At 42.8% G+C, this 21997-nt stretch carries 16 protein-coding genes; 9 read left to right on the plus strand and 7 right to left on the minus strand.

Annotation, left to right across the window (positions count from 1 at the left end):
• Positions 1-10 precede the first annotated feature (10 nt).
• The 6 genes from gspL (at position 11) to purF (ending at position 6323) form a co-directional block, all read left to right on the plus strand.
• The gene (gene gspL / locus JMW64_RS05895; protein ID WP_087815642.1) at positions 11-1267 is read left to right on the plus strand and encodes a type II secretion system protein GspL; all 1257 of its coding nucleotides are present in this window, start codon (positions 11-13) and stop codon (positions 1265-1267) included.
• 65 nt (positions 1268-1332) lie between these two features.
• Complete coding sequence (gspM, locus tag JMW64_RS05900) at positions 1333-1908, plus strand: type II secretion system protein GspM (protein ID WP_087815640.1); 576 nt, start codon at positions 1333-1335, stop codon at positions 1906-1908.
• Positions 1909-2073: 165 nt separating this feature from the next.
• A complete protein-coding gene (locus JMW64_RS05905; RefSeq protein WP_227694087.1) occupies positions 2074-2619 on the plus strand; it encodes a DUF4870 family protein in 546 nt (181 codons plus the stop codon).
• Positions 2620-2801: 182 nt separating this feature from the next.
• Positions 2802-3836 (plus strand): quinone-dependent dihydroorotate dehydrogenase, encoded by a 1035-nt coding sequence (locus JMW64_RS05910; protein ID WP_060490895.1) that lies wholly within the window; start codon positions 2802-2804, stop codon positions 3834-3836.
• Positions 3837-3972: 136 nt separating this feature from the next.
• Positions 3973-4470, plus strand: a complete 498-nt coding sequence (locus JMW64_RS05915; RefSeq protein ID WP_045446136.1) for a CvpA family protein — start codon at positions 3973-3975, stop codon at positions 4468-4470.
• 317 nt (positions 4471-4787) lie between these two features.
• Positions 4788-6323, plus strand: a complete 1536-nt coding sequence (purF, locus tag JMW64_RS05920; RefSeq protein ID WP_055124190.1) for an amidophosphoribosyltransferase — start codon at positions 4788-4790, stop codon at positions 6321-6323.
• Between the two features lie 169 nt (positions 6324-6492).
• On the opposite strand, the gene JMW64_RS05925 is transcribed toward purF, so the two are convergent.
• The 6 genes from JMW64_RS05925 to yajC form a co-directional block, all read right to left on the minus strand.
• Positions 6493-6858 carry an AzlD domain-containing protein gene (locus JMW64_RS05925; protein ID WP_087815638.1) on the minus strand — a complete coding sequence of 122 codons (366 nt, stop codon included), beginning with the start codon at positions 6856-6858 and terminating at the stop codon, positions 6493-6495.
• On the minus strand, positions 6848-7579 hold the full coding sequence (locus tag JMW64_RS05930; protein ID WP_227675918.1) for an AzlC family ABC transporter permease: 732 nt from the start codon (positions 7577-7579) through the stop codon (positions 6848-6850). Before JMW64_RS05930 ends, JMW64_RS05925 begins: the two co-directional genes overlap by 11 nt.
• A gap of 141 nt (positions 7580-7720) precedes the next feature.
• Positions 7721-9136 carry an MATE family efflux transporter gene (locus JMW64_RS05935; protein WP_406947486.1) on the minus strand — a complete coding sequence of 472 codons (1416 nt, stop codon included), beginning with the start codon at positions 9134-9136 and terminating at the stop codon, positions 7721-7723.
• A 313-nt stretch (positions 9137-9449) separates the two neighbouring features.
• Positions 9450-10712 carry a protein translocase subunit SecF gene (gene secF / locus JMW64_RS05940; RefSeq protein WP_201553719.1) on the minus strand — a complete coding sequence of 421 codons (1263 nt, stop codon included), beginning with the start codon at positions 10710-10712 and terminating at the stop codon, positions 9450-9452.
• Between the two features lie 9 nt (positions 10713-10721).
• Entirely contained in the window at positions 10722-12599 is a 1878-nt protein-coding gene (secD, locus tag JMW64_RS05945; RefSeq protein ID WP_055124186.1) for a protein translocase subunit SecD, read from the minus strand.
• Positions 12600-13183: 584 nt separating this feature from the next.
• Positions 13184-13513 carry a preprotein translocase subunit YajC gene (yajC, locus tag JMW64_RS05950; RefSeq protein WP_045446152.1) on the minus strand — a complete coding sequence of 110 codons (330 nt, stop codon included), beginning with the start codon at positions 13511-13513 and terminating at the stop codon, positions 13184-13186.
• A gap of 539 nt (positions 13514-14052) precedes the next feature.
• On the opposite strand from yajC, the gene JMW64_RS05955 reads away from it, so the two are divergent.
• The 3 genes from JMW64_RS05955 to JMW64_RS05965 all read left to right on the plus strand — a co-directional run bounded on the left by JMW64_RS05955 (position 14053) and on the right by JMW64_RS05965 (position 19626).
• The gene (locus JMW64_RS05955) at positions 14053-15336 is read left to right on the plus strand and encodes a CNNM domain-containing protein (protein ID WP_087815657.1); all 1284 of its coding nucleotides are present in this window, start codon (positions 14053-14055) and stop codon (positions 15334-15336) included.
• A gap of 442 nt (positions 15337-15778) precedes the next feature.
• Positions 15779-16276 (plus strand): nuclear transport factor 2 family protein, encoded by a 498-nt coding sequence (locus JMW64_RS05960; RefSeq protein WP_227678933.1) that lies wholly within the window; start codon positions 15779-15781, stop codon positions 16274-16276.
• A 350-nt stretch (positions 16277-16626) separates the two neighbouring features.
• Positions 16627-19626, plus strand: a complete 3000-nt coding sequence (locus JMW64_RS05965; RefSeq protein WP_087815633.1) for a LysM peptidoglycan-binding domain-containing protein — start codon at positions 16627-16629, stop codon at positions 19624-19626.
• Positions 19627-19765: 139 nt separating this feature from the next.
• Here JMW64_RS05965 and JMW64_RS05970 read toward each other — a convergent pair whose 3' ends face one another.
• On the minus strand, positions 19766-20974 hold the full coding sequence (locus tag JMW64_RS05970) for a transglycosylase SLT domain-containing protein (protein WP_087815630.1): 1209 nt from the start codon (positions 20972-20974) through the stop codon (positions 19766-19768).
• Positions 20975-21997 lie beyond the last annotated feature (1023 nt).

The following is a 21997-nucleotide window of genomic DNA, read 5'->3' on the forward strand; positions in this document are numbered from 1 at the left end:
GACACGCTTAGTGTTACATGTTTGGTTACGAGCGCAGCATAGCCCGCTAGCTGTCTGGCATGAAGATATTCAGCAATGGCAAACGGTCGATGGTTGGCAACAGCTACAAGCAATCTATGGTAATTATAAAACCAATGCACAGAAGACTTTGTGTCTATACTTTCCATCAAGCCATATATTGCAGGTAGATACTGAGCTGAATGCGACTCAGCTTAAACAGCTGGGCAATAGCGGCAAGCAATACTTGTTTGAAGAGACATCCTTGACCCCTGTTGAGCAATTGGCGATTCGGCAAATCAGTGAAGCTGATAATCACCAACTGTATGCACTGGCGCAAAGCGATATCGAGTCATGGCAGCAGAGTGCTAAGCTCGCTGGCATGAGCATAACGGCGTTACTGCCTGATTTTTTATTGCTGCCAACGCCAGATGAAGGGGCAGGTCAGCAAGTAACACTGTATCAAGATGAGCAAACCATGCTACTGCGTCAGTCATTGCGACAAGGTATGGCTGTCAGTTATTTGCCCTTGATCTTTGAACGTTTCCCGCATTTAAGTGAAGTGAATATATTACCGCCCATAACGGCTTTAGATGATCTTTCAAAGCCAACAAATTCGGCAATGCCCACGAGCTTTATGGCACAAACGGCCGCGCTTGTTGCAGATCATCAGTTATTATTAACCACATTGACCACGCCGCCCAAGCCTGTTGACAGCCCTGAGCGTCACGCGCTTAACTTCTTTATTAAATCAACGGACTCAAAGCTCTCACCGTATTTGCGTGTGGCAGCGATGGTCGCGTTATCGGCACTGGTATTACAGATGGCGACCGATGGCCTGCAGTGGTATCAGTATAGTAAGGCGACGGTAGCGACCAAAGCTGAGATTGCGGCGCAGTATCAAGCTTGGTTTCCAAATGAGCCATTAAGCTCGCGCACCAAACTGCAAGTGCAATTGCAACCAAAGCTGCGCAGTGACAGCCAAGCACCAGCCTCTCATATGGCAGCATTGACTCGTATATCCCCGTTAATCAAACAGTCTTCACTGCGGGCGCAAGCATTAGTGATGCAGCCATCAGCACTCAGCTTTACCTTGATTGCCCCTGATCGTAATAGTCTTGATAAGTTTACGAGCACACTTGTTGCGCAGGGTTTAAATGCCAAGCTTGCACAGGTAAACAGTAATGAGCAAGGGCAGTTTAGTGGTCAAGTTACGGTGAATGTCGTAGAAAATAATGACACTACGCAAACCAATGTAGCGGCATCATAATTTATTTGCCAACTAGGCAACGGTAATAAATAGGCAGTGGTAATAAAAGTCAAAAAGGTTGGAAAATGAAACGATTGCAGCGCCGCACTAAACGTAATAACATCACGCCAGAGACCAGTAACAGTATTGGAACCAATGTGCTGTCAACGCGTGTAAATAATTTTCAACAGATGCTATCGTTACGTTGGCAGGCACTTTCGCCACGTGATCAGTTGGCATTGGCCGTATTGTCTATGTTCTTATTATTGTTCATTGGGGGCTATGGTGGTTATAGTATTCATCAAGCGGCAAACGATAGTAAGCGCGACTATCAAGAGCAAGTGGCTGATTACTTTTGGTTGCGTGCCCAAGCTGGCAATATCGATAGTAATGCGATCAATGCGGCAAACACGGCGGATGGTGAAGCCGCCATGCCACCTGCCAATAGTATCAGTGCATTGTTAAACAACTCAGGTATTGCCAACGCTCAAGTCGTTGCGACGGGTGATGCTGTGCAACTGAGCTTCAATCATGCCAGTCAAGCGGTGGTCAGCACAGCACTTGGAAAGCTGGAACAGCAAGGCTGGCAGTTCAGTCAGCTATCGATACAGCAAGACTTGGTTACCAAAGCCATTCAAGTACAAGCGACTGTCACCTCATAAATCGATATGCTGTGGAAACTGGAAATATTTTACTCTTTATCTACTATTGCCCCAAATTAACTAATCATCAATTTCTAAAATAGCCATTTATCATTAGCATCATTGAAAAATTGCACGTTTGACACAATTGATTAACTATCACACAGCCAGAGATGGATATTTAAGATGAATCAATCTTCTGATCGCAAACCTGCCACACGTAGCCATCAGCAGACCAGAACTGCTGAACACCAGAGTAATGCGTCAGTTGAAGCTGCATTTGATCATGAAATGACTCAGCAAAGGCAGAGCTATGGGGCGAGTGACAATATGAGCACTGGTAAGCGCCGTTCTTTAATCACTTATAATCATATTACTTATTTTTTATACGTAATCAGCTATTTTACCGCTGGATTACTGTGGGTTGTACCAATTGTGATGAACTATGCGAAGCGCCATGACGCAGAGGGTTCGTGGTTGTCCACGCATTTCGATTGGCAGATTAAGACCTTTTGGTATAGCATCGTGTTTTTCTTCTTAGGCATCATTATCATTACCTTTGCATTAGGGGGTTTTGGCATCAGTATGCTGGCTGATAGCAATAATATTGCCATTGGTTCGGTATTATTAGCGGTATTTGGCCTGCTAATCATGATTTTTACCTTCATATGGCATCTTTATCGTATCGTCCGTGGTTGGATAGCCCTGACGGATGGTCGTCCTGTACCTTAGGGACTTTAGAATACATCTGTCAGCTCCTTAGCCAATATGTAGGTATAGCTATTAGTACTCTAATACAGAAATTTAGCGCATGAAACTTTGCTCTTATTTCTGTTAAGCTGATATAATCGCAGCGCTTGATTTTATTCGCACTATTCACTCACTATTTCTTTCGAGCAGGGTCTGCCATTACTATGTCTTATGCCTTACTTCGCCCTTTTTTGTTTAAGATGGATCCAGAGCACGCCCACGAGATGACCTTATCTTTATTAGATAAAGCTCATAAAGCACGTGTTTTAGGTTTGGTATACGGTCAGTCAATGCAGCCAACAGACTGTATGGGCTTGCAATTCACCAATCCGGTCGGCCTAGCGGCAGGACTGGATAAAAATGGTGATTATATCGATGCGTTGGCTGAGCTGGGCTTTGGTTTTATAGAAGTGGGCACGGTCACGCCAAGACCGCAAATAGGCAATGATAAGCCAAGGTTGTTTAGAATCAAGCAAGCGGATGCTATCATCAATCGAATGGGTTTCAATAACCAAGGTATCGATTATTTGATCGAAAACGTCAAGCGCTGTCAATATAAAGGCAATATTGGGATTAATATTGGCAAAAATGCCGATACGCCAGTAGAGCAAGCCGCCGATGATTATGTCTATTGTTTAGAGCGTGCTTATCCGCATGCCTCCTATATCACCGTTAATATCTCCTCACCAAATACTAAGAATCTGCGTGATTTACAAAGTGGCGAGGCCTTGACTCAGCTTTTGGATACGATTAAAAATCGTCACAGCCAATTAGCCACTGAATATGGTTTTTATGTGCCACTGGTATTGAAAGTTGCGCCTGATCTAGAGCCGCTACAAGTGGATTATATCTCGCAGCAATTGCTCGATTTTGAGATAGATGGGTTGATTGCGACCAATACAACGTTGAGCCGTGTTGGTGTTGAAGATTTACCTGATGGTGAGCAAGCAGGTGGTCTATCCGGTCGCCCAGTCAGCCACATTAGTACCCAAATTTTACAACAGTTCTCCGATCAGCTAGATGGTAAAGTCGCTTTAATAGGCGTCGGCGGTATTGACAGTGGTGCAAAAGCCGTCAAAAAAATCGAAGCGGGTGCAGATATGGTGCAGCTCTATACGGGGCTCATTTATCGTGGTCCTGGGCTGGTACAGTCTTGTATTCAAGCAATCGGTGGCTATTACGACGCGATGGAGCTATAGCGGATCAATATCCTTAGCTCATTACCTATCATATGCACAAGATGACTGTATTTTGAGCTGAGTCATCAAAGATTAATGTGTCACAAAAAAGAAAGTAAACATCTGATAAAAATCGATAAGGTATGAGGCGTAGAACATGAGTGGTCTGGATATCGTGATTGCTATTGTTGTTTTGATCGGCTTATGGCGCGGCTTTCAAGTCGGATTGATTAAAACAGCCGTTGGTCTAGTCGGTTGGTTTATTGCCCTGATTGCTGCCACACGTTTGGCAGGAGTGGTTTCGCCGCAACTATCAGGCATGGTACAAAACCCTGTTTTACAAATGGCAATGGCATTTTTATTGGTGGTGATAATCATATTGGCCATCATGCACTTAGTGGCATTTGTATTCTCAGGCGTGCTTAAAACCTTACGCTTGGGTGTCGTTGACAAAATGGCAGGTGGTGTTCTTGGTGCTGCTAAAAATGTACTGATGGTTTTAGTTGTGCTTAGCGTCAGCGCGCCGTTACTGGTGCAAATGCCACAATGGCAAACGTCAGTGCTCGCGCCTGAGCTATTGCCTTATGCCCCGATGGGTAAAGCGTTGGTCTCAGATGTATTAGGTATGGCTTGGGATCAAGTCAATCAGTCGTAAGTATTTTTACGGTTAGCCTTTAATGTCTCAACGCTTCGATGCTGATAGCTTGGATTTATGGTGCTAGAGGTTATCGCTTCTATCATATCCTCTGTGTAAGTCATCCTTGATAAAAAATTATTTAATCGCATTTAGAGACCACAAATGCCAACAAATAGTGCATTTTGCTAATAGTCAAAAGATAAATATTCGTTAAATTCTGAACAACAATCATCATGTCGTCGGTGAGTGACAGTACGCATTTTTTATAATCTACTGTTAGCAGTCTTGCCACTATTGTAGTACTAATTAATGAGTCAAAATAGGATATAGCTATTATGTGTGGAGTCATTGGAGTTGCAGCTCACGAACCAGTCAATCAGATTCTTTATGACGGTTTGACGATGCTACAGCATCGTGGGCAAGATGCAGCGGGTATTGTCACTTTGCAAGATGGACGACTCTATCTACGTAAAGAAAATGGCATGGTACGTGACGTATTTATGAATCGTCATATGATGAAACTGGTTGGTAAGTTTGGTATCGGTCACGTCCGCTACCCAACAGCAGGCACGTCAAGCAGTGCCGAAGCGCAACCATTTTATGTCAACTCACCTTATGGTATTACCCTTGCACACAATGGTAACTTGACCAATGCTGAGAGCTTAGCCAAGTCTTTATACATCGAAGATCGCCGACATCTTAATACCGATTCAGATTCAGAAGTATTGCTAAACGTACTTGCCCATGAAATGCAAAACTTGGGTAAAACCAAAGCAACGCCTGCTGATATCTTTGAAGCAGTCACGGCTGTATATGGTCGCGTCGAAGGCGCTTATGGCGTGGTCGCTCTGATTACTGGTCATGGTTTGCTCGCATTTCGTGATCCAAACGGTATTCGTCCGCTTATTTTCGGTAAGCGCATGGCACCGAATGGCGGCACCGAGTACATGGTTGCCTCAGAGTCAGTTGCACTGACAGGATCAGGATTTAGTATTATCCGTGATGTCAAACCTGGCGAAGCCATATTCATTGATTTAGATCATAAATTACATACCCATCAGTGTGTTGAGCAGCAAGAATACACGCCTTGTATCTTTGAATATGTGTATTTTGCCCGTCCAGATTCTATCATGGACAACATCTCAGTTTACAAAGCACGCTTACGTATGGGTGAAAAGCTGGCTGATAAAATCCTTGCTGAATGGGGTGAAGATCACGATATCGATGTGGTGATTCCTATTCCAGATACCTCGCGTACGTCAGCGATGGAGCTGGCACTAAAAATGAATATTAAGTACCGTGAAGGGTTTATGAAAAACCGCTATATCGGTCGTACCTTTATTATGCCAGGTCAACAACAACGTAAAAAATCAGTTCGTCAAAAACTCAGCGCCGTACCACTTGAGTTCAAAGGTAAAAACGTCCTGTTGGTTGATGATTCTATCGTTCGTGGTACCACTTGCCATGAAATCATCCAAATGGCACGCGATGCTGGTGCGAATAAAGTGTTTTTTGCTAGTGCCGCGCCACCGGTTAAATATCCAAACGTCTATGGTATCGATATGCCAGTACGCAGTGAGCTTATTGCCTCAGGTCATACGGTAGAAGAAGTACGCGATATCATCGGTGCGGATAGATTGATTTTCCAAGATTTGGACGACTTGATTGATGCGGTAAAAGATACCAAGTACAGCAAAGTTGAAGGTTTTGATTGTGCCGTATTTAATGGTTGCTACATCACTGGGCAGATCAATGAAGCGTATCTTGAGCATCTACAAGAGCAGCGCAATGACACTGCCAAGACGGGCAAAAAAGGCGTACAGATAGTGGCTGATACCCCAGTTGATATGATGGGCGTCGAAGAGCTTTAAGCTATCAATTTCTTAAAAGTATCAGTTTTTTGCAGCACTTTTAGAAAGTAAAAGGCTGGATTCTCATAAGAATCCAGCCTTTTTTTATTTTAAATATAGTTCAATTACAGGGTTTAAAATTATTCATATGAACTATAAGCTGTTATCCATTCACGTGTTTATCAATTTTCTAGTAGCCACTTAAAAAATTAGTAAATACCCATAGTAAGCCATTAATGGCGGCGATGCCAACGACCATACTGACCAACAGCTGACGGCTGATATGATAAACGAACAACACCAAAATAAGGGCACCAATTTGCGCCATCAATAAATGCAGTTCAGCACTATCTAGCCCAGTCGTTGCTGATAAATTTTGATAAGAAAGGCTGGTCAAAATAAGTAATACCATGACTGATAGCGGCAAGCTCTCATTGAGCCGATGCAGCCAAGGTGTGTCTAACAACTTTCTGGGTATTAAGGCGGGTAGCGCACGGGTAATAAAGGTCACGGCGGCCATCGCAAAGGTTGCGAAAATAAGGTAACTACTGGTCATTGTTGGCTCCTGTCATATTGCGCTGCGTCCAAAACCCACGAGCTAAAATCAATAGCATACAAATGGTGATAGCTACCAATAACAACCAATTGCTAGTAAATAAGGAGGCCACCGCTAAAGAAATGATAGCAATAGCAATGGGGAAATAACGTTTGATACTTTGGAACTGCTCATAAGCTAAGATTGCAAACAGACAGACTAAGGCAAAATCCAAATGTGGTACCAAATCGCTCAGAGTACTGCCGATCATGACACCAACCGTGCTCGCCAGTACCCACCAGCTTTGATTAAATAAGCTCAATGGTAGTATCAACGCTTGTCTTGACTCATTAGGTAAACTGGTCATAACAGAGAAAGTTTCATCAGTCAGGGCAAATAGGCAATAGGTTTTGGCAAGCTTATGTTCTGGTAGGTATTGCAATAATGGCATACCATAAAATACATGACGTAGATTAATAGCGGCAATATTGGTTGCGATGCTACCAATCGGTAAACCAGCGCTCAGCATCGGCAAACAAGCATATTGAGCGGCGCCCGCATACAGTACAACACTCAACATAATCGTTGCCCACACAGGGATACCGGCAACTTGTGCCAGCACACCAAAGGCGATACCCGCAGGTAAATAGCCCATCGCCACAGGTAGGCTTTTTTTGAACCCCGCCGCCCAGTCGTAGCTGGTCTCATGCTGTTGATGTAATTCTTTTGAATGAGTAGTCACATGACATCCTAATTTTTGCTGTTTTTTGGTTATTATTAATATTTTACTGAAAGATTAATGTTAGAAAACTGGTTTTAAAATGAAGCCTAGTGCGAGCAATGGCAAAAACACCCTAGAAAAAATACACTTAATCGAAGAACATTACACAGACGGCTGGAGCTTTTCATAGCTGGCTGTTTGATGAGCCCGGTACAAGAAGCCACCCAAAATAATCAGCCGAAGTAATAACAAACACCACACGCTTAGCCAAATACCAGTCATATCCCACTGTTGGTAGAGCACCCAGCTAAGTGGAAAAAAGATAGCGGCGAGTATCAATGCTGCGTTACGAATCACATTACCGGCAGTTAAGCCAAAAAATATACCATCTAGCCAATAGGCACCAACGCCAACGAGAGGTAGTAATACCGCATAAAGATGGTACTCATATGCCAACGTAAAAACGGACTCGATATTGGTCATAAATTGCAAATATGTTGGCATTGCCAGCCACCATATTGCACTCAACGTTATCGCTAGACCATAACTGACGATACCGGTGCGCTTGACGATAATACGAAAACGTGGCCAATCCCGTCGTCCTGCTGCTTGACCGCTTAACGTCTCAGCCGATACTGCCACGCCATCAAGAGCAAAGGCTGAGATACTTAATACTTGAAGCAAAATAGCATTGGCGGCTAGGATGACGTCACCACTTTGAGCCGACAAGCGGGTAATCCAAGCGAAACTCAACGTCAAGATTAGAGTACGGATAAAAATATCTTTATTTAATGAAAATAGCCTAAGCATTTTTTCTTTAGAAAAATGTTGCTTGTCGGCAGTGAATAAGGCTTGCCAAGATATTTGCAAATGCTGACGGCTGAGCCACAATGCTAGTATCACGCCTAGCCAAAAGGCAATAGTGGTTCCTAACGCCACCCCAACCAAGCCCATCTGCATGCCGTAGACAAAAAACAAGGTTAGAATGATATTTAGCATAGCGATAAAGCCTTGCTGGTAAAGCATGTAGCGAGTCTTACCTTGACCAGCAAACCAGCCAATAAAGGCAAAGTTCATTAGCTCAGCGATGACGCCCCAAAAGCGTACATCCAAATAAGTCTTTGCCGCTTGCCCACTTTCAGGGTTAGCCGATAGGGCTTGCAAGCCAAAATCTATCAACCAAGGCTTTGCCAGTAACAGAATGCTACCGATAGCAAACGCTAATAACAAGGCACGTTGCAAGATTGATAGTAGGGGTGATGGGGTTGACGATTTTGTGGTATGAGTAGAATTATCAACATGATTGACCGATTGTCCGAGCGCTTGAGCCGATAGCCCAGAAGACGCATATTGCAAAAAGTTAAAACTCACGAGCAATAAAGACAATAATTGTATCGCCAAGCCCATCCCGGCAAGTTTAGCCGTGTCATTCATATTACCCACAATCGCGGTATCGATGACGCTTTGTAGTGGCATTGCTAGGTTGGCTAATAACACGGGCAACGCAATAGCAATGATACGTGTATAGCGAGTATCAATCGGTGGCATAGCACTAGGTGGCGAGGTGGTCATTGACATTTTTGGCTCGTTTATCGATGAAAAACAAGAAGGACAGAGTTAATGTCATTAACGCTATGACATTACCGTATAGTCAATTCACTATAAAAGCATTACGGCATTAACCTTACTTGAAGTATGACTTATATATTTGTACTTTGTTGCCTTGACTCCGTTTTAAATGGAGTTAGCTCTAGTAGGTGTGATATTCAAGGCAAAAATAGCTACAAAGACAAAAGCACCTAGACTCATTATTCACGAGTCAGGTGCTTTTTTTGATGCTTGCTTAAATACTATCTTAGCTAGCGATTAGCTTTAGAAAGTATAAAATTTATTAAGCATTGTCTTGTTCAAACATTTTTGGATCATTGAAAGTGACAATTTCTTCTTCAAACTCAGGCTTTACTTTCACAATAAAGTCATCGCGTGATAGACCCATACGTAATGGAATCGAGCTTGCAATATACGTTGATGAGTAAGTACCAGCAAGCAGACCAATGAAGAGCGCTACTGAGAACCAGAACAGTCCATCGCCGCCTAAGAATAGCATGGCAAGTACAACCAGTAAAACAGTGGAAATGGTCATAATGGTACGGCGCAACGTTTCGGTCAAAGACAGGTCAACGGTCTGGCGAGGTGTGATACCACGGACACGACGAAAATTCTCACGAATACGGTCATACACAACAATTGTATCATTGATAGAATAACCAACCAGTGCCAAGACGGCCGCCAAGACGGTTAAGTCGAAAGGAAAGCCAAATAACGCAAAAACACCAATGGTCACGATAGCATCATGAAACAGCGATAATACCGCACCAAGAGCGAGTTTAAATTGGAAACGTAAGGCAACATAGCCCAACATACAGACCAATGCTAATACCAGTGACATGACTGAGTTTAGATAAATTTCATTACCAACTTGGCTGCCAATAATATTAACGTTACTGATTTCAACATTATTATTAGGCAGGGTTAATGCTTTAGTCAGGCTACTATTTAGGCCGTCTACGTTATCAGACTGTGGTGGCAAGCGTACGAGGAGTTCTTCTCGCGTACCAAGATACTGTACCACGGCATCATCAAAGCCATTATCGGCCAATGCTTGTACGACTTCAACTTGCTCAACAGGCTGCTCGTAACGCACATCTGCGGACACACCACCCGTAAAATCAAGTCCTAAGTTTAGACCGTTTACTGCAATTGCAATGATACTACCAATAACCATCAATAGAGATAAAAGTGCCATTGGCTTTTCTATCTTCATAAACGGAATAATACGTTGGTTGCCAACGGCTTTGATACCGCCTTCAGCGATTGCAGCCGCATCATCAGCGGCATCACCTGATTCTATCTCAGGATTGGCTGCTTGGGTGGTCAGTGCTTGACTGTCTTTACCCGCATCCTTACTACCGCTCAGAGCTTTGCCTTTTTTTGATTTAGCGGTAGTTGGGTTATTGGCTTTGGTATTACTACCTTTCCCATCACGGCGTGGTTTTTTACGGCGGTGTGTGCTTGCCTCAACATTTGAGCCACTTGAACCATCTCGATCTGGATTATTCTGCTGTTCTAAAGGATTGTTCTTATCAATCGTCATAATGTTCTCCTAACCGATGCTCAAACGTTTGATAGATTTACGCTTACCATAAGCAATCTGTACCAGCGCACGTGTCACCATAATAGCGGTAAATAGTGAGCTGACAATACCAATAGCCAATGTAACCGCAAAGCCTTTAATCGGACCCGTGCCAATTGCAAATAGAATAAAAGCAATCAATAGGGTGGTGATGTTGGCATCGAAAATACTACTAAAGGCTCGATCAAAACCTGCCACGATGGCGGATTTGGGTCGTACCCCGTTTGCTAGCTCTTCACGTATTCGCTCAAAGATCAGTACATTGGCATCGACGGCCATACCGATGGTCAAAACGATACCAGCAATACCAGGCAAGGTAAGTGAAGAGCCTAAGATTGACATAATAGCAATGATGATAATAACGTTCACGGCCAGCGCCACGTTGGCAATCACGCCAAATAGACGATAGAAGATAATCATAAACGCAAACACTAATAGATAACCGACTTGCGTAGAGAATAGACCTTTATCAATATTGTCTTGACCTAATGATGGGCCAATAGTGCGTTCTTCTACAAAGTACATCGGTGCGGCAAGTGCGCCTGAGCGTAGCAGTAGTGCAAGCTCGGCAGCTTCCGCGCTACTATCTAGCCCAGTAATACGGAAAGAGGAGCCAAGGACCGCTTGAATATTGGCACGGTTAATGACTTTGGTCTCAGCATAAGGCGTTCTAACTTCGACAGTTTCGCCAGTTTCTGGATCTTCTTCGTAAGTGATTCTTTGCTTGTTTTCTATGAACAACACGGCCATCTGTTTGCCAACGGCGGTACGAGTGGCATTTTGCATGAGCTTACCACCAGCACTATCTAAAGTAATGCTCACTTCAGGAGAGCCGCTTTCATCCACACCAGTTTGAGCATTGGTGACTTTATCACCCGTGACAATCGCTTGACGTTCAAGCAGTACCGGCGGACCATCAAGTGTCTCAAACGGGAAAGCTTCGGTACCCGCTGGAGGGATGCCGCCCGTATAGTTTTCGCTGTCTTCAGCAACCATACGGAACTCAAGGTTTGCGGTGCGCCCTAAGACACGTTTTGCCTCAGCAGTATCTTGTACGCCAGGAAGCTCGACGACGATACGGCTAGCACCTTGAGACTGTACTAAAGCTTCAGTCACACCAAGCTCAGCAATACGATTGCGAAGGGTGGTCAAGTTTTGATTAACCGCATAGCTATTGATTTCATCAAGCGTTGCATCGTTGTACGCTAAAATCAGTGCAGGACCTTGCTCATCAATAGAGGATTGCAAGCTAAACGTATTGCCCATTGAGCCTTGCAAAACATTCTGTGCACGGTTACGAGCATCTGTATCAGCGAAATGTAATACCACACTTCGATCTTCGGTCTTAATGCCTTTGATCGCAATTCGCTCAGCACGTAGCTCGCGACGCATGTCACGACTGGCACTGGTCAAACGCTGTTCAAGCGCCTTGTCCATATCGACTTCTAGTACAAAACGCACACCGCCACGTAAATCAAGGCCGAGCTTCATCGGTTTTGCACCGATATCACGTAGCCACTGCGGCGTCGTTTGCGCCAAGTTAAGCGCGACGACATAGTCTTCGCCCAAGTTTTGACGCAGCACTTCCTGAGCTTTGAGCTGATCGACTGGATTGTCAAGACGTACCAGTGCACTGTTGCCCTCAAAGGTTCCATCGTGGTTATTGATGCCAGCCTCTTCAAGCAAGCTTTGAGACTCAGTCAAGATACCTTCAGACAGCTGTGTACCTGCAGCGGCGCTTGTAATCTGCACGGCAGGTTCATCAGGATAGAGGTTAGGAGCAGCATATAGACCGGCAATGATTAGCACGACGGCAATAAGTAAGTATTTCCAAGCGGGATATTGCATAATCACTTCTTTAGGTTGATAAACGACTGGCGACGTAGGCCACAAGTTAGCAGATGGGAAGTTAGCGATAGCAATGGTTGAGTGCTGTATCTAGCAGTCGTCATCATGCACCATTGCGATCATCCGCGATGATAGTAAAACAGTAGAGCAAATAATACAGACGTATCTTTATATAGTCATCAAAAATATATAGTCAGCAAAATATCACTGATAAAATCAATAAAGACAGCATGGTCAAAAGCATAAACATAAATTGTCTATACTCTATGAGACTGTTTTTACATCATTGCTCTATAGCGAAAAATGACCGTAAATAAGGTACGGTCATTCTTAGGCACTGTATTAATCACTATATTTATTAATGACAGATGAGGGCGTGTCCTCAATTCAATCGATTATCCTCTAAATGGGCTAAAAATGGCTAAATTTTGCCAAACATCGTCAAATAGCTTATTAATATCTCGATATTATTTGCGCTACTTTCCTTGTTTGACGGCAATTTATTTCATTTTTACCCCTATTTTTAAAATGAGGACACGCCCTAGTAATCATTAATAAAACGCGACTAATATTTCAATCAATCATTAAACGCTTTCGATTGTGCCAGCAGGTAACACTGAAATAACAGAAGCACGTTGTACTTTGACATCAGTATTATTGTTTAGGCTGACCACTGCATAGTCACCTTCAATGGCTTTGATACGACCCATCAAACCACCAGCAAAAATGATTTCGCTACCGACAGTCAATGCATTGACCATGGCACGATGTTCTTTGGTACGCTTAGACTGTGGACGAATGACTAAGAAGTAAAAAATCGCAAAAAAAGCAACAGGCAATAGTATTTGACTAAATAGTGACATCGCACCAGCAGCTTCTGGTGCAGCATGGGCAGCTTGGATAAATAACAACATAATTTCTCTCAGTAAGTCATAGATAATAATAAAATTAAACGCATAGTAACAAAAAATCCCAGACTTGGTAACTGTTAATCATAGGCTGAGTATGTTTTTCTTAAGGTAATGGCATGCTAGCGGTCATTACTTTTTGCGGCAATATTTTTGCCACCTCATATAAGTGACGCCAAAGCGCTGAGAGTATAACAAAATTCAAGCAGCGAATGGATGCTAGGTAGTAGTAGCGTAGCAAAAGGTATGATCAAGGATACCAAAAAACAAAGACTTAACAATAGCGTCTTATTGTGAAATGACATCATCAATGCTACTATCAAATGGCAATAATTCCCTGCATTTAGCGCACAGTTTATTAGTATATAATATATCCTATTATCTGCTGCTAAATCAGTTTTGAGCAGCGAGTTACCATCGTTTTAGCAGATAACTAATAGCTAATTAATCATGTTTGTTTTTAATGATTTAGTATCGTTTGCTCATTATATTATTATCCCTTTTACTTTTTTCTGTTTAGGTTACCTAACTTGTTTACCACTTTTATGTTTGTACCTCGTTTGTGTCGTCCGCGCGCTTGTAAAGAAGCGTCTGCTAAACCTCCTCCGACATCACGCTATTCAAAGCGTCTTAGTCGTACCAATTCAATTGCTGGATTATCAGCACTGACGGCGATGCTGCTATTGCCATATCCAGCTTTTGCCGCTGATGCTTTAGCAGAGCCGACCGCGATCAGTGTGCTATTACTCATACTTTTTGTGGTTGTCGCTATCGGTATCTCGTTTGTCTGTTCATTGGCTGAGTCTGCATTACTGAGCATGACGCCGTCTTATATCGCTGATGTTCAAGAAAGCAATCCGAAAAAAGCAAATATGCTAAGACGCTTAAAGGTTGATAATATCGATCAGTCATTGGCGGCTATTTTGACTTTGAATACAGTGGCTCATACATTAGGTTCTATCGGTGCTGGTGCCCAAGCCACGATTGTGTTTGGTAGTGCTTGGTTTGGACTGTTTTCTGCCATTATGACCTTGGCGATTTTGTTTTTATCTGAAATTATTCCAAAAACGCTTGGGACACTATACTGGCGTCAACTAAGCGGTATGGTCGCTTACTTCGTGCGAGGCATTATCCTGCTGTTGTATCCACTTATTTGGATCTCAGAAAAGTTAACCAAATTGCTAGTACGTGGCAAAGAACCCCAAGCATTCAGTCGTCGTGAATTTGCGGCACTTGCCAGTATCGGTGAAGAGTCAGGACAGATTGACCCATTAGAATCGCGCATTATTCGCAATTTACTAGCATTTGGTGCGATCAAAGTCGAAGATATCATGACCCCGCGTTCGGTGATGTTGGCGTTTGAAGAAAACAAAACAGTCGCTGAATTATTGGTTGATCGCCCAAAATTGACGTTTTCACGACTGCCAATTTATGATGGTGACTTGGATAACATCACAGGTTTTGTATTAAAAACAGACATGTTATTAGCAAAAGTAAACCATGCGATGCACAAGCCGTTGACTCAGTTTAAACGTGACATTACTTTTGTTTTTTCAAAAATGAAACTGTTTGATTTGTTAGAGCTGATGCTAAAAAACCGTATACATATTGCGATTACAGTCGGTGAGTATGGTGAAGTCAAAGGTTTGGTTACTTTAGAAGATGTGTTTGAGACGCTATTGGGACTTGAGATTGTGGATGAAATAGACCGCGTCGAAGACATGCAAGCACTGGCTCGACAAATGATGGACAGACGAGTAGAGCGATTGGGCATGAAGCTTAGTGATGATGAACAACAATACGAAGATAATAGTACGGACGCTAAGTAAGCTTCCATTTGGCTTATTAAATTGAGATTGGATTGACAGAAAGCGACCTAAAATTAGAGCGAAAACTGAGCTGTGTACTGCGTAAGTGGTTCAGTTAATATATCTAGTATTTATGATAACGATGGGCAGTGACTCATATTTCCAGAAATAATTGTGCCATATGGTTGGTATTTTAGTATTCGCAATAATTACACAGGGTGTCACATAGCTGTGAGAATTGAATGATAGTCTCACTCTATGGTAAAAGTACGCTGTCATCATTAATAAGTAGGTGATGATTAAACAGATATTTTTCACAAGTAGAATGAAGAGGGCACACGCTAGCCAGTGCTCGCTTCATTTATCATGATGTTAATGAGTAATAAACGACTACTATATTTAATCAATAAAAAACGTTAGTCATCAAAAGATGGTAACAACGATAACAGCATTGCTAAGGATTATGATGAAACGATTATGGGGAAAAGGGCTTTTGGCATTATTGCTAAAAAGTGCCAGCGTGGCGGCGGTAGTGACCGTTGTAAGTACTGTGAGTATCAGTGCACAAGCGGCAGCCATGACCGAAGCTTTGGTGCAGAACTATATAGCAGCAATGAAGTCATCAGCGAATAGCCAAAATGTCAATCAGGTCGCGCGTCTTGTCTCTGACGATGCACTGATTTCATTATCTAGAAAAGGTAAGTCTACCAGTTTAGATAAAGATGCTTATTTAAAGTTGTTGCAAAATAGTTGGAATAACACCTCTAATTACCGTTATGATATTTCTGTGGATAACATCGTTATTACGGGCGATCAGGCCAAAGCCAATGTCACGACCAATGAGAGCTGGGTAAAAGATGGTAAAAATGTCTCATTTGTCACTACCTCAAGAGTGACGCTGACGTTATCGACTGGTAATGCGGTGCTGCTACGTGCCGTATCACAAGTAACGATTAATTAATCGTTACTCGACTAATAACTCAGTACTGGCTAGTCAGCAATTAGACATTATCAACAATTAGGTATTAATGGATAAGCATTGATTAAGAAACGTCTTTATCAGTGGATAATCAAAGACAATAGTGCATTAATCAGGCTCTTCGAAAGCTAAGCATTCCATCATAAATAGCCATACAAATTCACAGGGTTGAACAACTAAATGGTTGATTGCATTTCGTGAGAGGTCTAAAAATTGACTCAACTTATGATGATTATCTTTTTATATTAGACTGGTCTTTGCTTCACATTGCATACTATACTAGCAAGCAACTTTATCTTATCACTTTCTGTCGTTAGGAAACTTCCAATATCATGTCTACTGTGCTATCAAAATCTCGCTCATTTATTGCGTTGCCATTGACGCTTGCGGTATCAACTTTACTTATCAGTGCTTGTAGCAATACGTCAGCGGTAAAAAAGGGTGCGACCAATAGCTCATCTGTTATTACTAAACGCCCAGCTACTAAAGCGCCTGCAGCAAGCAGCAGTACGGACTATTCAACGGCATATTTAGATGCAGATAGCTTGGATGAGTTAGCCGATTTACTCGAAGCCACTGACATGACTATGGTGGAAGGCAACAAACTTGCTATTCAGCAGTATGGTGATTTATGGAGTCGCTTACGTGCTGGCTATCGTATGAATGGCGGTCAGCCGACTTATAATCAGCGTATCGAAGGGCAAAAAAGCTGGTTTACCAGTCGACAAGACTATTTAAACCGTTTGACTGCACGTGCTAGTCGCTATATCTATCACACCGTACGAGAAGCTGAGCGTCGTAATATCCCGACAGAGCTGGCTTTGTTACCTGTTATTGAGAGCTCTTACGATCCAAGCGGTACCAGTAGTGCGGCAGCAGCAGGCTTATGGCAGTTCATTCCAAGCACGGGTCGTATTTATGGTTTGAATCAAAGCAGTACCTATGATGGTCGCCGTGATGTCATCGAATCAACTCGCGCCGCTTATGACTTCTTGACCGCACTACATAACCAGTTTGGCAGTTGGGAGTTAGCATTAGCCGCTTATAATGCGGGTCCTGGTCGCGTGCAAAAGGCCATTGATGCTAATAGAGCTCAGGGTTTACCGACAGATTATTGGTCTCTGAGATTGCCTACTGAAACGATGAACTACGTGCCGCGTTTCTTGGCGGTAGCGGAAATTGTTGCCAAGCCTGAGCAATATGGTGTCTACTTGCCTGCTATTGCCAACCGTCAGCATTTCCGTAGTGTGCCAGTGAATTACGGTGTTAGCTTAGCTGAAGTCGCACAAATGACAGGCGTTAGTTACGACGAATTAGAAAGGTTAAATACGGCCTTAACGTCAGGGCGTGTTGATTCTTCTGGTCCCCAACGTATTATTATTCCTAATGATGTGAGTCTTAATACCGACGTTAAATTGAGCTCATTGAGAGGCAATGGTACGGGCAATATACTGGCATCGAGTAATACAAGCACACCAAGTAGCACGACCACGACGCCGAGCTATAATAATAAGCCCTATACTGGCTCTTCACTACCATCGACAGGTAGCGCCTTGGCTGATTATGCTGCAAGCGCTAGTGTGCCGCAGCAAACGACCAGTTATATATCACCGTCAGCCACACCTACTAGCAGCTCTGTCTACAGTAATAATGCCTCGGTGCGTACTGAGCCACCATTGAGTACGGCAGAAACCAACAAGATCAATGCTGAGCTAAAAAGCAGCAACAGTTTACCGACCACCTCTGCTCAAATTACACAGAATAATACGATTGTTCAAGAACCACCACTGAGCAAAGAAGAGCGTGATTTTATTGCCAATCAAATTCGTAGTAACACGCCTGAAACCAATGTAATCAATGCTGATGGTAATATTAATTTATCCGCAGTACAGACGCAGCAGTCTATTCTAGAAGCCAGTGGCGAAGAGAAAAAGCTTAGCTTTGCAAAAACATCAGTAAGCAAGCCAAAACCCCAAGGTGCACGTACCACTTATACCGTCAAGCGTGGTGATACCTTATCTAATATCGCCAGCCGTGCGGGTGTCAGTTGGCGCGATATCGCTGAATGGAATCAAATAGATGCCAGCTCTAAGTTGCTATCAGGCAGTACCTTGTACTTATACAATGCAAAAACTATCGAACCGTTGAGCACAGCTAACAATACCGCGGCAAGCCAACCAGAGAGCTATGTAGTACAAAGCGGCGATACGCTGATTGGTACTGCTAACCGCTTTGGTCTATCGGTGACTCAGTTGGCAACCTACAATAATTTGAGTAGTAGAGCGGATTTACTACGCGGTCAAAAGCTATGGCTGATACCAGGTAAGGTGACTGCGCCAGTGACCACGCCTGCTGCTCCCTCGACCAAACCAAGTAAATCAAGCACGGCTACTAAGAACTATAAAATAAAATCGGGCGATGGCTTGATTGCTCTCGCACGTCAGTTCGATGTATCAACTGATACACTTGCCAGCCTCAATAATATGAGCACTACAAGCTCACTATATGTTGGTCAAACTCTAAAAGTACCTGCAAGTGTCGATTTCGATGCAGCAAACACCTCAAGCTCTAGTAGCCGTAACAGCAGCTCAAGTTCGGTGGCAACCACCAACTATAAAGTAAAATCTGGCGATACTTTGATCGGCATTGCCAATAGCGTAGGTATCAGTCCAGCTGAGCTTGCGGCGGTGAATAGCAACTTTGATGCAAAAGCACGCTTACAACGTGGTCAAACCATCAAAGTACCCGTGTCTAAAGGATTGGTTGATCGTCAGCTAAATGATAAAACTGTCAGTTATAAAGTAAAATCAGGCGATACGTTAACAGGCGTGGCTCAACGTTATAATATCGGTCTTAGTGACTTGGCAACAGCGAACAACCTGAAAACCAACTCTAATTTGATACTCGGTCGTACGATTACGATTCCTGCCAGTGGCAGCGTTGTAGCGACCTCTAGTAGCAATACCCAAAGCAGTAGTACGGCTAGCAGCACTGCCGCGACTAGCACAGCGAGTAGTGGCAAAAAATTGGGCAACACCGAGAGCTATAAAGTTAAATCAGGTGATGGTTTGATTGCTTTAGCACGTCAATTTGGTGTTTCGATAGACGACTTGGCTGCGACCAACGATCTCGCGACCAATGCCCAATTACAGCGTGGACAAACGCTTAAAGTACCAAAGCTCACAGTGAGCTACACCGTTGGGTCAGGAGACAGTTTGATTGGCTTAGCACGTAAATATGGCGTCTCTACGCAAGAATTGGCTGAAATGAATAATATCGCGGCGGATACGATGCTACAGCGTGGTCAGCGCCTGACCGTACCTAATCGTTAAGAGTAAGCGGCTTAGTGGAATAATAGCCAAGTAAATACGATTAAGACAGATCATTCTGCACAAAAAAGCTGCTCTTTATAAGAGCAGCTTTTTTTATCTATAAAATTCAATTCTCAAAATATCTAATAGCACTTATCAACTAGACAGTTTGAGTTTTGATAGTCTCAAGATAACTTCTAATATTGCTAACATAATGCATGGCTTGGCCATAACGACTATTGGTAGCTTTATTGTCACCTAAGTACGCATAAACGTTCGCCCAGCTTTTATCATCAATACCCTGATCTCGCAGTTTACGCTGAATACTCTTTACTGCATTTGGTCCCATGTTGTAGCCGGCAAGCGCAAACCAAATACGATCTGTCTTTGGCACATCAGCAAAGTCATCTTTCATTTGCTCTAAATAACGTGCGCCGCCGCCGATACTTTGGTAGGGATCGACGCGATCTGAGACCCCCATTGCTTTGGCTGTATTATTGGTCAACATCATAAGCCCACGCACGCCCGTTGGCGATACGGCATTGGCATCAAGGTGTGATTCTTGATAACCCATGGCCACTAATAATTCCCAATCATGATTATAATTGCGTGCTTGCTCTTCAAAAGACGATTGATAATCAGGCAGTTTTTCGGTCAACGTTTTTTGGAAATGATCTTGGCTATAGGCGTCTTTTAGCAAGTTTTGATTGTAAAAGGCAGCAAGTTTTTGTGTGTTTTTCAGCTTAATGCTGTCACATAAAAAGTAACTGGCTTTTTGTGATAATGGGTCATTGGATGAATTGAACGTCCAACTGACTTTTGGATGTAAACCATTCTTTGTTAAGCTGGCGTCATAGCCGCAACTGATGTTGATAGACGATAAGTTAAACTTGCTCTTTAACTGTGTACTGGCCGTTGTTAATGCCATGTCTACCTCGCCCGATCTCAGCGCCTTTAGGGCAGTTTCTTCATTGGCATACGCTTTTAGGTCGATATCAACGCCAAGCTCGTCAGCATAAGTACGCACCAAATCAAAACCAAAGCCATGTTGAAAACCGTCAGTCGCAAAATAAGTGCTGTCACCGGGGACGGCAGCGATAGTTAACGTGCTTTCTAGCATAACGTTATCATAGGCTGGCACTGGCGCACGCATCGTCGTCAGACTCTCAGCAGGTAAAGAGAGAAGGGCGATACTAGAAACTTGCGCAAGCTTTTTGGTTCTAGAAAAACGACTCGATGTCGTCGGGGTAACGGATGAAACGATGTTACTTTTAGTGTTCGGTAGGCGTTTAGATGGACGCAGTAAATAAGAAATACGGCGTCTAGCCCCTTGCGCAGATACTTTCACACGATAAGTAATACGCTGCATGGATGTCTCCTGATTTTAGCCATCCTGCTTACCGTAAAACGCTTATGAATGTATGCTTATAAAGTAGTCATACATCGATGTTGCATTTTAGACAACCACGCACTTCTTAATAAGATAAGTGCGTCGTCATCTTGTTTAATAATAGTGCCGCTAATGAATTTTTATCAGATGTAGCGGTGCAGTTTTTAATTAGCTGGTTATCTACTGGCGTATTCAGTGTATCAGGTAAGAGGGCTAAAAAATCTCTCAAAATATCAATATAAAACATCGATATAAAGTATCAATACAAAATGATGAACGCACAACACCGCGAAGGATATAAATCGGATGATTCCTTCATCGATGCATAGATAGGGCTAAGAATAAAACAACTATATATTAAACATAGGTAAGGTCATGAACTAAGTTATTGAGACAAAACATAAAATGAGCGGGGTGCTTATGCACTCAGCTTTTCTATGCTGATATTAATGACCATGTCCTCTTTAAATCATTTGTAATAGAGTCAACAGTGATTAATTTTTTGTCCAGCAATAAGGGTAAGCAAGTCGCTATTTTCATTACTAATAAAAAAATGATAGAAAATTTACTACCAATCAGCGGTTGCTAACCCAGTATCGCGACACTTAAATCAAGACATACCATGCTGCTGAAAATATATCACGCACAGTGTGTCTATTAGTAAACCGTCCAAAACCTCGCTATCTATATGACCTCAATAGCTATACAACATAGTAAGATTTTAGGCGGTTATACTCATTTAAGTACCATAACCGGAAGCTGTAATAAATGGGAAGCCTCATGACAAGACATTCTTTCTTCGGATATTAATATGCGGATATTCCTTGGATTATTCAAGTGTGGTTAAGAAATTAGCGATAAAACTTAACAATTGGGCTATAGACGGTTAAAAAGGCCATTGTTATTGATACACTATTGAAAATTGCAGCAGCAAAAATTGTGCATACTGGACGACAATACTGATTGTTATTAGCCTTGTTTTCCGAAAATTATTCTAAATTT

This window comes from Psychrobacter immobilis (genome assembly GCF_904846065.1).
GTDB lineage: Bacteria > Pseudomonadota > Gammaproteobacteria > Pseudomonadales > Moraxellaceae > Psychrobacter > Psychrobacter immobilis_H.

Coding starts and splice junctions, on each gene's coding strand:
- gspM (WP_087815640.1), top strand. CDS start 1,333: ATGAAACGATTGCAGCGCCGCACTAAACGTAATAACATCACGCCAGAG.
- JMW64_RS05905 (WP_227694087.1), top strand. CDS start 2,074: ATGAATCAATCTTCTGATCGCAAACCTGCCACACGTAGCCATCAGCAG.
- JMW64_RS05910 (WP_060490895.1), top strand. CDS start 2,802: ATGTCTTATGCCTTACTTCGCCCTTTTTTGTTTAAGATGGATCCAGAG.
- JMW64_RS05915 (WP_045446136.1), top strand. CDS start 3,973: ATGAGTGGTCTGGATATCGTGATTGCTATTGTTGTTTTGATCGGCTTA.
- purF (WP_055124190.1), top strand. CDS start 4,788: ATGTGTGGAGTCATTGGAGTTGCAGCTCACGAACCAGTCAATCAGATT.
- JMW64_RS05925 (WP_087815638.1), bottom strand. CDS start 6,858: ATGACCAGTAGTTACCTTATTTTCGCAACCTTTGCGATGGCCGCCGTG.
- JMW64_RS05935 (WP_406947486.1), bottom strand. CDS start 9,136: ATGTCAATGACCACCTCGCCACCTAGTGCTATGCCACCGATTGATACT.
- secF (WP_201553719.1), bottom strand. CDS start 10,712: ATGACGATTGATAAGAACAATCCTTTAGAACAGCAGAATAATCCAGAT.
- secD (WP_055124186.1), bottom strand. CDS start 12,599: ATGCAATATCCCGCTTGGAAATACTTACTTATTGCCGTCGTGCTAATC.
- yajC (WP_045446152.1), bottom strand. CDS start 13,513: ATGTTGTTATTTATCCAAGCTGCCCATGCTGCACCAGAAGCTGCTGGT.
- JMW64_RS05955 (WP_087815657.1), top strand. CDS start 14,053: ATGTTTGTACCTCGTTTGTGTCGTCCGCGCGCTTGTAAAGAAGCGTCT.
- JMW64_RS05960 (WP_227678933.1), top strand. CDS start 15,779: ATGATGAAACGATTATGGGGAAAAGGGCTTTTGGCATTATTGCTAAAA.
- JMW64_RS05965 (WP_087815633.1), top strand. CDS start 16,627: ATGTCTACTGTGCTATCAAAATCTCGCTCATTTATTGCGTTGCCATTG.
- JMW64_RS05970 (WP_087815630.1), bottom strand. CDS start 20,974: ATGCAGCGTATTACTTATCGTGTGAAAGTATCTGCGCAAGGGGCTAGA.